A 14,815-nucleotide genomic window follows, 5' to 3' on the forward strand; every position below is an offset into this window, starting at 1 on the left:
CACCTTTTCTCTTTTGCAATCCTAAAAGGAACTTGGTGGTGAACAGCAATAGTATTTCCCCCTTGCACTTCCGGAGTTCTATTCCCGACCAGCTGGAAACTCCTTGCTCTTCCGGAGTTCTACTCCCCTTCTTTGCTCGTGGTTCCCGGCGGAGTAGAACTCCGCAGCAGGCAAGTTCAGGAGTAGAACTCCCGAACAGCAAGTAACTCCAAACAGCAAATGGCCCACGAACAGCAAGTACAACAAGTACAGCTAATCAACACCTTATAAGCATGTTTCAACATTTCTTGCCACTCCTGTTTTTGGCCTGTTTTCGCAAAAACAGGCCAAAAACAGCAATGCCCGAACCGTAGAGGTTCGGGCATTGCTCTAAAATAGAAGAACTAATATCTAACAACGAAGAGCTACCGCCGGCCCATCATGCTGCCCAACTTGGCCAGCCCTCCTTTAGTGCCCGCCATTTTGTTCATGCTGCGCATCATTTTCCGCATGTCATTGAACTGCTTCATCAGGTTGTTCACCTGCTGAATGGTAGTTCCAGAACCTTTGGCAATGCGGTTGCGGCGGCTTCCGCTGATCATGTCAGGGTTGAGGCGCTCTTCCTTGGTCATGGATTTGATAATGGCCTCAATGGGTTTGAAAGCGCTTTCATCAATCTCCACGTCCTTCAGCATTTTGCTCACGCCCGGGATCATGCCTACCAGGTCTTTGATATCACCCATGCGTTTGATCTGCTCCAGCTGAGACAGGAAGTCGTCAAAGTTGAACTGGTTCTTGCGGATGTTCTTGTTGATCCGCTTGGCCTCTTCCTCGTCAAAAGTCTGCTGTGCGCGCTCCACCAGGGAGATCACGTCGCCCATGCCCAGAATACGCTGTGCCATCCGGTCTGGGTAGAACAGGTCCAGGGCTTCCATCTTCTCACCGGTGGAGATGAACTTGATGGGTTTCTCTACCACAGCCCTGATGGATAGGGCGGCCCCACCTCTTGAGTCACCGTCTAACTTAGTCAGCACCACGCCGTCAAAGTTAATGCGCTCGTTGAAGGTTTTAGCGGTGTTCACGGCATCCTGACCGGTCATGGAGTCTACCACAAACAGGGTCTCGGTGGGTTTAATGGCCTCTTTGATGTTGTAGATCTCCTGCATCATGGCCTCATCCACGGCCAGACGGCCGGCGGTGTCAATGATGACAACTTTCTTGCCGGTGCGCTTGGCATGCTCTACGGCGTTTCTGGCAATCTGCACCGGGTCTTTAGATTCGCGCTCCGCATAAAACTCAACGCCCACCTGCTCGGCCAGAACATTCAGCTGGTCAATTGCCGCGGGGCGGTACACGTCACAGGCTGCCACCATGACGCCTTTGCCTTGCTTTTTCAGAAAACTGGCCAGTTTACCGGTGAACGTGGTTTTACCAGATCCCTGCAGACCGGCAATCAGAACAATGGCGGGTGAGCCGTTGAGGCTGATGTCTTTTTTCTCGCCGCCCATGAGTTCAGTGAGCTCCTCATGCACAATCTTCACCATCAACTGGCCCGGTGACACGGCAATCAACACGTCACGGCCCATGGCCTCGTCTTTGATCTTGTCGGTCACGGTTTTGGCCACCTTGTAGTTCACGTCTGCGTCTACCAGGGCGCGGCGCACCTCTTTAATGGTTTGGGCTACGTTGATCTCAGTGATGCTGCCTTGGCCTTTCAGGGTTTTAAAGGCGCGGTCCAGCTTATTACTTAAATTCTCAAACATGTGGTTTGTATGGCTGAGTTAGGTTCTGTTCAGGTTAAATCGTTCCTTGTTTCTGTAGGAACTATTTACAAAAATACGCAGAAATTTGGCAAGTTCACCATATTTTAGCCTAAGCTCCGTATATTGGAACGAGCCGTACATTTCGGCACCGCCGCTGTTTTAGGGCTACTTTTGCAAAAACAGCCCCAAAACGGCAACCGACAGAGATAAGACCTTACCACCGTACAATAGAAGAAGAGTACTTTTGGAATCAAGAACACACACCACCCAACCCAATACCCTATTCATCACCTACTACTGGCCCCCGTCTGGCGGCGCCGGCGTGCAGCGATGTCTCAAATTTGTGAAGCACCTGCCCGAGTTTGGGGTGCAGCCACCGTGATCACCGTAGATGAGAGGCAGGCCTCTTATCCTGTGATAGACGCCACCTTAGAGGCCGAGGTGCCGGCCTCTGTGCAGGTCATCAGGACCAGAACCCGGGAGCCGTTTGAGTTTTACAAGAAGCTCACCGGCAAGAAAGACATTCCGTTTGGCGGCTTTGCAAACACCGGGAACGAGAGCTGGAAGCAGAAGCTTTTCAAATTCCTGCGCGGCAACCTGTTCATTCCTGACCCGCGCGTAGGCTGGAACCGTTTTGCCCTGGACGCCGCCACCAAGGTCATGAAGCGGAAGGAGATGCACGCCGTGGTCACCTCCAGCCCGCCCCACTCTACCCAACTGATTGGCCTGAAGCTCAAAAAACAGTTCGGGTTGAAGTGGATTGCCGATTTGCGCGACCCCTGGACCGATATTTATTATTATCAGGACTTGAACCACACCGCGCTGGCGCAGAAGATTGATGCCAAATACGAGCAGGAGGTGCTGGAAAACGCAGACGCCATTCTGGTGGTGAGTGCCGACATGAAACGCCTGTTCCTGAACAAATCCACCACCCTGGACCCTAACAAGATCCATGTCATCCCCAACGGATATGATGAGGCAGATTTCGTGCACCCCTCTGCCCCGTCAAAAGAGGAATTCACCATCACCTACACCGGCACCATTACAGAGGCTTATAACGTGGAGGGGTTCTTCCAGGCGCTTTGTGACACCATGACCAAAAACCCGCTCATCAGGTACAAGCTCCGGTTTGTGGGCAAGGTTTCTGCAGAAGTGAAGCGGCAGGTAGAGGCGGCGGGGTTGGCCTTGATCACAGAGTACATTGACTATGTGCCGCATGATGTGTCTATTCAATACCTCATGTCCAGCACCGTCTTGTTCATGGCCATACCAGACGTGCCCAACAACTTCGGGATATTGACGGGTAAGCTGTTTGAGTACCTGGCCGCCAACAAACCCATTATGTGCATTGGCCCCATACACGGCGATGCTGATAGAATCATTGATGAATGCGGTGCCGGACGGGTCTTTCACTACACCGGCTATGACTTGATGCTGGACCAGCTCATGCAGTTCAGCAAAGCCTGGAAAGTAAACCCCAACCTGGACCTGCCCATCATCAACTATACCCAATACTCCCGCCGTGCCCTCACTGAGAAACTGGCGGAATTGCTGGTGTCTTAGCATTTCTGTTTTGGGGCTGTTTTCTGAAAAACAGCCCCAAAACAGAAACGCCTTGTGCGGCTAAAGCTTCCCCTTACCTTCTGTTACCCTTCTGAAAGGGGTTTAGAAGCGAGCACCAACAGCGGTTACCTCTCAGTTACCCTGTTGCGTCTTTTCCCTTCCCTAGCTTTCTGAAGAATGCTGTTTAGGGTTTTGAACCTGGCGGGAAAGGATGGCATTGCAAAATTCCTTACCATTCCAGGGTTTCTGTTTTAGGGCTGTTTTTTTGAAATCAGCCCCAAAACGGAAACCCTGGCACCATTACCCAAGGACTTTCTTTCAACACTTGAAACAGCTGCCGGAATAGAAATGGCTTTCATTATAAAATGAAAAGAAGTAGAATGTTCCAGAAACGTGCAGAACCTTTTAGTTCTTCTTACCTTTATTCTTAAGCCATAGACTCACCGCATTACTTCTAGCCGCCTTGCAACGCCTCCTGGATTACGTACTCTTCCATTTCAAGCGGGTTTACCATCTGCCGGAGCCGCTGGAAATCAGCTATGGCCTGGACGGCCGCAGCCGGGTGCAAGTCTTGCCCGCTGAAGGCAGTTTCTTTGAGAGCGAACTGCCCAGGCCAGACCAGGTGGGTAAAAAAGACTGGAAAGGCACCTCTCTCCCTCTCTTTTTCCAGAGTACTACTACGCAAGAATGGTTTACCCCGCAGACAGACGGGCAAGTACAGGTGCACTATGACCTGGTGGCCAGTGCCTTCTTTCTGTTGAGTGGCTGGCAGGAGTACTATAGCCCTGAGCGGGATCAGTTTGGGAGGTTTCCCTACCGCGCCTCTCTTCAGGCAGAAGAAGGTTTTGTTACCATACCTGTGGTGAACTACTACTTTGAGATCCTGAAAGAAGCGGTAGAGATAGCGTATGGTCAGAAAATTCAGCCCCGGCTCTGGCAAGGGAAACCGTTTGCCACCTGCCTCACCCATGACGTTGACTACCTGCAGAGTGCCTGGAAAGTAGCCGGAATTTCCGCATTGCGGAAAGGGAACATTCTCCGGTTGGTGCGCCTGGCCTACCAGAAGCTAGCCCAGAATGACGCGTGGTTCAATCTGTTGCAGGTAGAGCAGGAGCTTGAAAAACTTCAGGCAAGGGCCACTTTCTTTTTTTTAACGGAGTCTGCCAAATCTGAGGGGCACCCTAACGCTGACTATGACATCGCCTCGGCGGCTGTTCAAGCAGAAATCAGCCGCCTGGTCTCCGCCGGACATGAAATTGCGCTGCACGGCAGCCACGGCACCGGCACCTCTGCCGCGCAGCTTCTGGGGGAGCGGGAGAAAATACCCGCCCCCGTACAAGGGAACCGCTTTCACTATCTGCGCTTTGATCCGGGTGCCTCTCCAGCGGTGCTGCTCTCCTCCGGCATCACCTATGACAGCAGCCTCGGCTTTCCGGAAAACTACGGGTTCCGGCACAGCTACTGCCACCCCTTTCGGTTGTTCAGTTTTAAAGAGCGCGCCATGCAGGAGACGTGGGAGCTGCCCCTGAACCTGATGGACATCACCCTGCACCACCCCCGTTACCTCCAGCTGCGCCCCGGCACGTTATGCCTGCCGTTACCCCCCTGCTGAACGAAATTATCAGGTTTCATGGGGTCTTTACCCTGCTCTGGCACAATGAGAACTTTACGCCCTACGCTCTTCCGCAAGGGGTCCAGATCTTCAGAGACCTCACCCGCTACTGCTCCAGGGCCGGAACGGCTTTCCTAACAGCGTCAGAAGCCGTTGCCCACGCCTCTATCTCTTAAATTTACCCGCTGTCTATTTTCAAAGCATAGTTAAAGCCTCAGCAGAAGCTGTTATTTTTGCGCCTTCACCCGTGCTGTTTTTGACCTGATTTCAGAAAAACAGCCCTAAAACGCCGCCCTCCTTTCATGGATGTCATCCGCAAGCAGAGTTACCTGAACACCTTGATTTCTACCGTGGGCATGGTGGTAGGGTACCTGAACACGGTTCTGGTGCTCCCCCACTTCCTGAATGACCCTGACAAGGTGGGGTTAACCCGTTTTCTGATCAGCGTAGCCCCGGTGTTCGCCCAGTTTGCCGCGCTGGGGTTTACCAATACCAGCGCCCGCTTTTTCCCTTATTTCCGGGACCGGGACAAGCAGCACAACGGGTTCCTGTTTCTCATGCTGGTGATCCCGCTGGCGGGGTTTGTGGTGGTAACGGCGCTGTTCCTGCTCCTGAAGCCTGCGGTGATAGACTACTTTGGAAAAAACTCGCCTCTGGCGGTGGAGTACTACTACTATATTATTCCGCTGAGCTTCTTCACTCTGCTGTTTCTGTTGCTGGACGCTTACCTGCGGGCGCTCTACAAAAGTGTGGTCCAGACGTTTCTGCAGGATTTCTTGGTGCGAATGCTAACCATGGTAACGGCAGCCCTGTATCTTTTTGGGTGGGTAGATTTCCAGTGGTTTGTGATTCTGTTCATTGCCGCCAATTCAAGCAGTGCCCTCATCTGCATTGTGTATCTGCTCTGGCTCCGGCAGTTTTTTGTTCGGCCCGGCCGAAACATGTTTCAGATTGTACCCATCAAGGAGGTGGTGCAGTACGGCTTTTACTCGTTTTTAGGAGGGATTTCCAGTACGGTCATTACGTTTACAGATTCAGCCATGATTATGGCCATGTCCCCCCGCGGCCTCGCTGATGTAGCGTTTTATACCACGGGGTATTTTATCACCAGTGCTATATTGGTGCCGTACCGCAGCATGAACAAAGTTCTGACCGCCCAGGTGGCTGACCTTTTCAAGCTGGGCGATTTCCCGGCGCTGGGGCACCTGTACAAGCGCATGACCCGGGTAAACCTGGTGATTGGGTTGCTGCTGTTTCTGGGCATCTGGTGCAACGTTGACAATATCTTCTCCTTTATGCCGCCAGAGTACAGCGCCGGCCGGTACGTCATCCTGTTCATGGGCATTGCCCGTATCTTTGAGTTAGGCACGGGCCTGAACGCCATGATCCTGATCACGTCCCACAGATACCGCTATGACCTGATCCTGAACATTCTGATGGTTGCCCTGGTCATCACCACCAATTATCTGTTGATTCCGCCGTTCGGGATCAATGGAGCCGCCTTTGCTTCTATGCTGGTCTTTGTGGCCGTGAATATGCTGCGGGTAGCCTTTGTCGCTTTCTTTTTCAAAATGCAACCGTTTGGGTGGGACTCCCTGGCCCTGCTGGCTATTGCCGCGGTGGCTTTTGTTGCTTCCTGGCTACTGCCCCGCCTGCCCCACGTACTGCTGGATATTGCCGTGCGTTCTGCCTTGATCACCGGTATTTATGCAGGCTTGGTGCTGATGAGCAAGGTGTCACCGGAGGTCAATGAAGGTATGAAAAAGACAGTAGCAAAACTTAATATGAATCTTTAGAGAATAACCTTATAGGAAGATAAATTTTTATTTATCTTCAGCTTCCTAAAAACATAAAAGTATACAAATAAATTATTGTGAAATATATTTATCATTTCCTCGTTTTCTTTATTTTCTTAAATTATACAGCTTATTCTCAAACGTTTACAGACAAACTAATTGCTCACTATCCTCTTGATGGTAACGCAAATGATGTCAGTGGACATGGCTATCATGGTTTTGTGAATGGGGCCGTTCTGACTACAGACAGGTTTAACAACCCCAACAGTGCCTATTACTTTGATGGGATCAATGATAATATAATCATACCTAACAGTTTTGACCTTTTACCTAAAACCATAAGCTTCTGGTTCAATGCGCAAACCATAGATTCTAATTCCAGGGTTGTATATGTCTCTGATAATCCTAATCTTAACTACGGCATTACAGCTATAGTTATAAAAACTATAAGTGGAAAACCTACCATATCTACCCATATAACATCTTCAAGAGACACGGCACTTATTATGCCTAATGCCTGGTACAATTTTATCATTACAGTCAATTCAGACTCTACTCATTTTTATATCAATGGAACTAAGTTAAAAAGCAGAAAAATAACTGGCTTTCCAAAATCAAACACTGGTGAAAATAAAACCTTTTTGGGTTCTCATAGACAAGGCAATACTACAAGTATCTATTTTAACGGTAAAATAGATGATGTAAAGATTTATAATAGAGAATTCACTAAGGAAGAAATTAAAGCTCCTTTTATCAATCCCATGCCTTTAAATCTAGGCAAAGATTTTTGTTTAAAAGCAGGACAGACATCCTCTATATCCATTCCTGGATTTGACAGTTACTCGTGGAGCAATGGTTCTACAGGATCTACATTATTAATCAATAAACCAGGGACTTATAGTTTAAGTGCAGTTGAGAGCAATGGGAACAGATATTTTGGTTCAATTACAGTTACGGCTTGTCCTGTACCTGATTTCACCTACACGTTTGACTGTTTAACTAATACCTATTTACTTCAGACCAATATTAGTTTTCCTTATGATCAATTTCACTGGAAATATGAAGGTTTGTTGGTGTATAATAAGCACAAAGAAACAGTTCAATTTCTTAATGAAGGAATCAACCGTGTCACACTAAATGTTTATAAAAACGGGGAAGAGTTTACCATTACTAAAATCATTGACTTTACCAAGAGTGTAACACCTCACCTTGGCCGCGACACCTCTCTATGTTCTGGACAGACGCTTTTACTCCAACCAGCTACTCTTCCTGGAACTACTTTAAAATGGTCTGACGGCTCAATTGGTCCATCAATGACAGTCTACTCTGCTGGGAACTATTGGGTAGAAGCCACTAGAGGAAACTGTACTATTAAAGATGAAATAGCTGTTACTTATACTCCTTCATTTACAGTTATGTTAGGCAATGATGTAGCATTATGTACAGGATCATCTGTAACACTAAAACCTTCGGCACCTAATGGGGTTAAGTGGAAATGGTCTGATGGCTCTAGTAATTCTTCCTTAACGGTACAACAGCCTGGGGTATATTGGGTAGAGGCTACTTTAGGAAACTGTACAGAAAGGGATGAAATAGTAGTCACCCAATTACCTGTACCTTCTGTCAATTTAGGGGTTGATAAAGCGGTCTGTACAGGAGAAATAGTACAGTTAGACGCCTCCTTTCCCAATGCTACTTACCGTTGGCAGGATGGTTCTACCAGCCCTACCTATCTTGTTTCTAAATCTGGAATATATCAAGTTACTGTCACCAATGAAAACGGATGCTCCACATCTGATGCTGTCGAGATAACTTTTAAACCAATTCCTATAGTTAATTTGGGAACAGACCAAATAGTATGTGAAGGGGATACAGTGATTATTGGTCAAACATATAATGGTGCTTCCTATAAATGGCAGGATGGTTCCAGCAATGCAAAATTAGCAGTAAATAAGACAGGGCTTTACACACAAGAAGTTTCTATGAATGGTTGTACTTCAAGTGATGACATCTTTATAAGATTTGAGCCTCTACCATATGTAAATTTAGGGAAAGATACCACCCTATGTATTGGACAAACCTTATCTTTAGATGTTACAATACCAAATGCAAGTTATCGTTGGCAAGATGGCTCAACAGCTGCTACATTTACAGTATCCAAGGAAGGTGTTTATTGGGTTGAGGTAACTAATGAATTGAACTGTACTTTACGAGATGAAATACAAATATTTTATCTTACACCACCAGCCATTGAACTAGGGAAGGATACAACATTATGTTATGGGGAAACACTTGCAATTGGTCAAATCCTTCCCGGAGTCACATATATGTGGCAAGATGGCTCCACTGAACCGCTATACAAGGTATCTAAGCCCGGAATTTACAAAGTTATTGCTTCTCTGGAGCAATGTGGAGAGGGTGATGCTATCACTGTTACATTCAAAGATTGTAAGGAAGGAATTTTCATTCCCAATATTATTACCCCTAATGGTGATGCCTTAAACGATCAGTTTTACATCCATGGTCTTACTATGTCTGATAAATGGGAGCTTACTATTTATGATAGGTGGGGAAAGAGACTTTTATATATGAATGATTACAAAAATAATTGGGATGGGACATCTCTTCCTGAAGGAACTTACTATTATCACTTAGTAAATTTAAATACTCATAAAGCTTTTAAAGGATGGGTGGAATTGATACGCTGAAAAGAAGCTAATATTAATTTTTAATCTTATTCAATGCTTTTAACAGGTTAAAAAGCTTTTCTTCTCTTGCTTCTTCAGTAAAATTAGAGGCAACAACATCTCTGGCAAGATTACCTAACAACTTGTAATCTGATGTAATAGCATTCAGGAGTACTTCCCGTAATTGATTCACATCACGCTTCTCCAAGATGAAACCACATTTACCAATTATTTCAGGCATCCCGCCAACCTTACTCACTACTGGTATACAGCCACAAAGCATGCTTTCACTTAGGGCATTGGGGAATCCTTCTGACATTGAAAGCTGCAAATAGAATTCATGAGCACTATACACCTCTTTTAAATTACTTATAGGGATCTTTGGTAACACTTGCACGTTTTCTGGTTTATCACGGAACTTGAAACCAGTAGGCGCTCCTACTATAGTAAATGATGCATCAGGTAATTGAGAAGCAACTTCTAAAATCAAATCTACACCTTTTAACCGCTGGGTGAATTGCATATCCAAACCAGCACAAACTGTCAAAAATGATAGGGGCTTTCTTATTATAGTCTCTATAGGTTTCCAAAAATCAGCATTATACCCGTTATAAATAACTGTATAAGGAGTCTTTAAATCTGGGCAATGGTATTTGAAACCTTGATATGGATAATCATCTGGCTGGTATTTATACTCCTGCCATACTAGCTTTTCATGTACTGGGGAAATGTGTGCGGCCATCTGGTAAGACCAACGGGTAAATTTAGAAAGGAGAGGTTTGGCAAAGCATCCATACCCGATACTAGGAAACGACACGCAATCTGTTCCTCCCGCTACAATCAAACAGGGCCTATTAAATAATTTTCCTAAAAGGGCAGGTAGAAAGGAATGGTAACCAGAGAACATGCAAACTATAATTTTGGCTTGCCATATTTGCTTCATCAAAAAGAGAGCCTGTTGAAGCCACACGAAAGGTGTCTGCCATTTCTTCTTAGGAAGAAACCCTTTATGCCTCACCTCGTATTCCTGCTCCATTAACGCAAGATCCTTTATTACAAAGGAAGAAAGCGCAGGATAAAAATATAAAAGGACCGGCCTCCTGTTCTGCATGTTGCGGTTGATTCAGTTGTACCCGTTACCGAAGGATATATTTTTCAATCAGGGACAATTTCTCTGGATGTACAAAGAAACAGTTCTTTGCTCCGTTGTCATTTTCGCGGGCCAAGGTTGAGACGTGCACCAAGCCGTCATTCAGATGCAGGTAAAAGCCGTAGCCATACTGCTTCATGGCCTCTTCCAGTTCATTTTCTATGAGTCCAAAGAGGATTTCGCAGACAATGATGGGCTTATGTTTTCTGATGGTAGCATCCATCCCTTTGATGATACTGGGTTCGGCTCCTTCGGCATCAATCTTCACAAAGTCTACCTGCAGGTCAGACTGGCCCGGCTCCTGCAGAAGCGCGTCCAGGGTATAGCTGTGCACACTATACTTTGAAAATTGCCTTGGCTTCACAAAAAGGCTGGAAGAACCACCTAGGTTGTACTGGAGGTAACCGTACTTCTCACTTTTCACCTCAAAGAATTCCAGTTCGCCCACCTGATCTGAGAGAGCAGATTTAAAAGTCTTTACCCGGCTGTTCAACCCGTTCAACTGTACATTTCTGTTCAGGAAATGATGAGAGGCGTTAGAAGGGTCAAAAGCCAGCACGTTGATAGTTGGATTGACAGTGGCAGCTACCAAAGAGAAAAGCCCGGCATTGGCGCCTATATCAACAAACCCTTTACAGTTTTGGATGATCTCTTCAAAGATCCCCAGGTATTCATAGGAATAAACCCCGTTCCAGAAGATCAGGTAACCTACATAATCTGTCTGGTTCGTTTCAAGCTTTATCTTCTCCCCATTTTTAAGCGTGATATCTAAGATGCCAGAAACCGGTAGCTTAAATTTGGGGAAAAGCAGCTTGTTTACATTCCGGAGGAAGTAATTCACCTGTGGTTGGTAAACCACTTTATAAAGAGGGGTTAAGTTCATGGTGGGGCAGAGATAATGCTGGCTTACGCTTTGTTCTTCAGTTCATAAATTCGCTCAATGATCTCCACCACCTTCAGTCCTTCCAGCGCATTGGTAGTGGCAAAGGTCTTGCCCTTGAGCGTGTCAATCACGTTCTCAAAAATGAAGTGGTGGTTGGCGGCACTCCCTTTGTAGTGGCCGTAGTCATTGGCCGGGCTGCTGGGCGGCAGCTCAGGCATGGTGTAGCCCTGCACGTGGCAATATTCCACCTCGTTCATGTACTGGCCACCCACTTTGATACTGCCTTTCTCGCCAATAATGGTCATGCTGCTCTCCAGGTTGGTATCCCAAACGGCAGTGCTGTAGTTCAGGCACCCGTTTCCGCCGTTCATAAACTCAAACTGTATCAGGCCGCTGTCTTCAAAATCTGTGAGCGTGGCGTGGTTGAAGTCCATGAACCGGCCTGTTATATTTTTGATATCCCCGAAGAGCCAGTACATGATATCAATAAAATGGCTGAACTGGGTGAACAAGGTGCCTCCATCCAGCGCCTGGTTTCCTTTCCAGGTACCGGCTTTGTAGTAGCGTTCATCCCGGTTCCAGTAGCAATTGATCTGCACCATGAAAATCTGCCCCAGCCGCTTCTCAGAAATCATCTCCTTTAACCACAAAGACGGCGGACTGTAGCGGTTCTGCATGACACAAAACACCAGTTTAGAAGTCTGCAGTGATTTATAGATGATGCGCTCACAGTCTGCTTTACTGAGGGCCATGGGTTTTTCACAGACCACATGGCTCCCGTTCTCCAGCGCCAGCATGGCCTGCTCAGCATGATAGCCGTTAGGGGTGCACACGCAGATGACATCGGCCTTGGGGCCGGAAGCCAGGTATTCTTCCATGCTCAGGAAGAAAGGAACGCCATAGTCCTCCACTTCCGCTCTACGGGCGGGGTCTGAATCTACCATGGCTATCAGCTCCCCTTCCGGATGGCGCTGTACCATGGTGGCGTGGCGTTTGCCAATATGGCCGGCCCCTATGACCGCAAAAGTTATTTTCTCTGACATGAACTGCCTGTTGTGCGTTTTTGGCCTGTTTTCAGAAAAGTAGCCCGAAAACAGGAAATCTTAACTCTATTTTGTTGCTCTATTTCCGCAGAAACTCTATTACTGCGTTGGCAATGTATTGCTGTTGTTCCTGGGTAAGTTCTGTGTGCATGGGCAGGGAAAGTACAGTATGGCAGAGGCCTTCCGCCACCGGGAAGTCTCCCGCTTGGTAGCCCAGGTAGGCATAGGCGTCGTGGAGGTGCAGCGGCACCGGATAATACACCATGCTGGGGATGCCCTGCTCCTGCAGGTGGGCCTTTAAGGCGTCACGCTTCCCGGCAGAGACCTGCACGGTGTACTGGTGGAACACGTGCGAGCTGTAAGGGGCCAGGGTTGGGATTTTGATGCCCTCCACTTCGGCAAACGCCGAATCATAATTCATGGCTGCTTTCTGCCGGCGCTGAATAAAATCATCCAGGTGCTGCAGTTTTACATCTAGCAGGGCGGCCTGCAGAGTATCTAACCTGGAGTTCACCCCTACCCTGGAGTAATGGTATTTCTTGTGCTGCCCATGGTTGGCAATCTGCTGAAGCACTACTGCCAGCTCCTCGTCCTGGGTGAAAATAGCACCGCCGTCTCCCATGCACCCCAGGTTCTTTGACGGAAAGAAAGACGTGGTGCCCACATGCCCAATAGTGCCTGCAAACGAGGTGCCCCCCTCTGCGTCTATGTATTCTGCCCCAATGGCCTGGGCATTGTCTTCAATCACAAACAGTTCCTGCGCAATGGCCAGATCCATGATTTCCTCCATAAGGGCACATTGCCCGAACAGGTGCACCGGCATAATGGCCACTGTTTTATCTGTGATGGCGGCTCTTACGCGGTCTGGGTCCAGGCAGAACGTATCTGGCAGAACATCTACAAAAACCGGCTTGAGCCCCAGGAGCGCAATCACTTCGGCGGTAGCCACATAATTGAAGGCAGGCACAATTACCTCGCCCCCGGCGGGAAGATCCAGCGCCATGAGCGCAATCTGGAGGGCATCTGTACCGTTGGCGCAGGGAATGACATGGTTGGCCTGCAGGTACTGGGCCAGGTGCTGGGAGAATTCCTTTACCTGTGGGCCGTTGATAAAAGCTGTACTGTCTACCACAGCCTGCATGGCTGCGTCAATCTGAGGTTTAAGGCGTTGGTACTGACCTTTCAGGTCTACCATCTGCAGTTGGTTCATGCACACAAATATAACAGGCAAATATAGGAACTGTTGCTGGTAATCTCTTTACCGGCAGTCACTATAATTCAACAGACAAGCAATCAACCTATACCAATACTATCTTTATAATATTCAATTAAAAAACCAGAACCACCAATATATAATGCAAAATGCAACCTCAGTTACAGCACCCCGTTAAATAACCCATATTGAACTTTGAATAAAAGGCAAAACCACACAACTATGAAAAAGCCAAATTTCTTTAAAAAACATATTTTTATCTATGGGGCGGTTCTGACCATGGGTTTCACGCAAGTGGCGTGTAACAGCACTGACCGCACTACTGCCACCAACACAGAGGCTTCTGGCACCAGTGACCAGGCCTATAATGATTACAAGAGTTATGTCACTACGTATGAGTCTGACGTAAACGGCGGCTGGGACAGCACCGAGACTGACTGGGATTCTCGCATGACCAGAGACCGCCAGCGGTATGACTCCCTGGAGTACGCGGTTTCAGGGTTTGAAAGCACCCTTGATGAAAACCAGAAAGCAGAATACGCCGAGTACCGCAGCCGCTACCAAAATGCGTGGCAGCAGCGGGAAGGCCAGTACAGCGCCTGGATGAACAACAACCAAAGCACCAGTGCCAGCTCAACCAACCGTAGCGCCGGTATGAGTTCAGAGGTTGACATGTCTTCTATGAACACAGAAAAGATCCCGTCTTATACCGCCCGTGACATCAGGGAAGCGTATGAGTCGTTTGTGTCACATGTAGAAAGCAACAAGTCAAACTACAGCAATGACGACTGGAAAACTGTTGAAATGTACTGGAACAAACTGGATGACCGTAAAAACGCCATCCAGAGCGAACTGAGTGACAAAGACAAGTGGGAAATCGCCAAGGCGAAAACCAAGTACATTGCCATGAAGAATGCCAGTAAAGCCGGTAATACCGCCAGCAATGTGGGCTCCAGCCTGAAAGAAACCGGTAAAGATGTTTCTAACAGCAAAGTGGGCGAGAACGTGAAAGACGCCGGGCAAGCCGTTGGCTCTGGTGCAAAAAAAGCCGGGAAAGCCGTAGGCAACACCGTGAAGAAAGGTGCCAATAAAGTAGAAGACGCTTTTGACGGCGATGATAATTAAT

Annotated in this window: 12 protein-coding genes; 7 read left to right on the plus strand and 5 right to left on the minus strand. The window is 47.7% G+C overall.

All coding sequences use genetic code 11. From position 1 onward, the window contains the following. Positions 1 to 404 precede the first annotated feature (404 nt). Positions 405 to 1,742 carry a signal recognition particle protein gene (ffh, locus tag A8O25_RS07950; RefSeq protein ID WP_066833250.1) on the minus strand — a complete coding sequence of 446 codons (1,338 nt, stop codon included), beginning with the start codon at positions 1,740 to 1,742 and terminating at the stop codon, positions 405 to 407. Between the two features lie 244 nt (positions 1,743 to 1,986). Here ffh and A8O25_RS23765 point away from each other — a divergent pair, with 244 nt between their 5' ends. The 6 genes from A8O25_RS23765 to A8O25_RS07975 all read left to right on the plus strand — a co-directional run bounded on the left by A8O25_RS23765 (position 1,987) and on the right by A8O25_RS07975 (position 9,421). Further along, a complete protein-coding gene (locus tag A8O25_RS23765; protein ID WP_241498962.1) occupies positions 1,987 to 2,124 on the plus strand; it encodes a hypothetical protein in 138 nt (45 codons plus the stop codon). Beyond that, positions 2,121 to 3,305 carry a glycosyltransferase gene (locus A8O25_RS07955; protein ID WP_241498963.1) on the plus strand — a complete coding sequence of 395 codons (1,185 nt, stop codon included), beginning with the start codon at positions 2,121 to 2,123 and terminating at the stop codon, positions 3,303 to 3,305. The genes A8O25_RS23765 and A8O25_RS07955 overlap by 4 nt, the downstream gene beginning before the upstream one ends. Before the next feature lie 463 nt (positions 3,306 to 3,768). After that, positions 3,769 to 4,917, plus strand: a complete 1,149-nt coding sequence (locus A8O25_RS07960; RefSeq protein ID WP_066833253.1) for a DUF7033 domain-containing protein — start codon at positions 3,769 to 3,771, stop codon at positions 4,915 to 4,917. Next, the gene (locus A8O25_RS07965) at positions 4,893 to 5,093 is read left to right on the plus strand and encodes a hypothetical protein (RefSeq protein WP_066833256.1); all 201 of its coding nucleotides are present in this window, start codon (positions 4,893 to 4,895) and stop codon (positions 5,091 to 5,093) included. The genes A8O25_RS07960 and A8O25_RS07965 overlap by 25 nt, the downstream gene beginning before the upstream one ends. 126 nt (positions 5,094 to 5,219) lie before the next feature. Next, positions 5,220 to 6,713 (plus strand): lipopolysaccharide biosynthesis protein, encoded by a 1,494-nt coding sequence (locus A8O25_RS07970; RefSeq protein ID WP_066833265.1) that lies wholly within the window; start codon positions 5,220 to 5,222, stop codon positions 6,711 to 6,713. A 77-nt stretch (positions 6,714 to 6,790) separates the two neighbouring features. Beyond that, positions 6,791 to 9,421 carry a LamG-like jellyroll fold domain-containing protein gene (locus A8O25_RS07975; RefSeq protein WP_066833268.1) on the plus strand — a complete coding sequence of 877 codons (2,631 nt, stop codon included), beginning with the start codon at positions 6,791 to 6,793 and terminating at the stop codon, positions 9,419 to 9,421. A gap of 13 nt (positions 9,422 to 9,434) precedes the next feature. Here the strand turns inward: A8O25_RS07975 and A8O25_RS07980 are convergent, their stop codons facing one another. From A8O25_RS07980 to A8O25_RS07995, 4 genes are all read right to left on the minus strand, one after another. Next, positions 9,435 to 10,436, minus strand: coding sequence for a glycosyltransferase family 4 protein (locus A8O25_RS07980; RefSeq protein WP_161947717.1), 1,002 nt, complete (start codon positions 10,434 to 10,436; stop codon positions 9,435 to 9,437). Between the two features lie 100 nt (positions 10,437 to 10,536). Continuing rightward, positions 10,537 to 11,433 (minus strand): FkbM family methyltransferase, encoded by an 897-nt coding sequence (locus A8O25_RS07985; protein WP_066833270.1) that lies wholly within the window; start codon positions 11,431 to 11,433, stop codon positions 10,537 to 10,539. 23 nt (positions 11,434 to 11,456) lie between these two features. Further along, positions 11,457 to 12,476: a Gfo/Idh/MocA family protein gene (locus A8O25_RS07990; protein ID WP_066833272.1), complete on the minus strand. Its 1,020-nt coding sequence runs from the start codon at positions 12,474 to 12,476 to the stop codon at positions 11,457 to 11,459. A 79-nt stretch (positions 12,477 to 12,555) separates the two neighbouring features. Then, on the minus strand, positions 12,556 to 13,707 hold the full coding sequence (locus A8O25_RS07995) for a DegT/DnrJ/EryC1/StrS family aminotransferase (protein ID WP_338152738.1): 1,152 nt from the start codon (positions 13,705 to 13,707) through the stop codon (positions 12,556 to 12,558). Between the two features lie 204 nt (positions 13,708 to 13,911). Between A8O25_RS07995 and A8O25_RS08000 the strand changes: the two genes are divergently transcribed. Continuing rightward, on the plus strand, positions 13,912 to 14,814 hold the full coding sequence (locus A8O25_RS08000) for a DUF6565 domain-containing protein (RefSeq protein WP_066833276.1): 903 nt from the start codon (positions 13,912 to 13,914) through the stop codon (positions 14,812 to 14,814). Position 14,815 lies beyond the last annotated feature (1 nt).

This window comes from Rufibacter ruber (assembly GCF_001647275.1).
In the GTDB taxonomy this organism is placed as follows: Bacteria; Bacteroidota; Bacteroidia; order Cytophagales; family Hymenobacteraceae; genus Nibribacter; species Nibribacter ruber_C.

Coding starts and splice junctions, on each gene's coding strand:
- ffh (WP_066833250.1), bottom strand. CDS start 1,742: ATGTTTGAGAATTTAAGTAATAAGCTGGACCGCGCCTTTAAAACCCTG.
- A8O25_RS07965 (WP_066833256.1), top strand. CDS start 4,893: ATGCCTGCCGTTACCCCCCTGCTGAACGAAATTATCAGGTTTCATGGG.
- A8O25_RS07970 (WP_066833265.1), top strand. CDS start 5,220: ATGGATGTCATCCGCAAGCAGAGTTACCTGAACACCTTGATTTCTACC.
- A8O25_RS07980 (WP_161947717.1), bottom strand. CDS start 10,436: ATGGAGCAGGAATACGAGGTGAGGCATAAAGGGTTTCTTCCTAAGAAG.
- A8O25_RS07985 (WP_066833270.1), bottom strand. CDS start 11,433: ATGAACTTAACCCCTCTTTATAAAGTGGTTTACCAACCACAGGTGAAT.
- A8O25_RS07990 (WP_066833272.1), bottom strand. CDS start 12,476: ATGTCAGAGAAAATAACTTTTGCGGTCATAGGGGCCGGCCATATTGGC.
- A8O25_RS08000 (WP_066833276.1), top strand. CDS start 13,912: ATGAAAAAGCCAAATTTCTTTAAAAAACATATTTTTATCTATGGGGCG.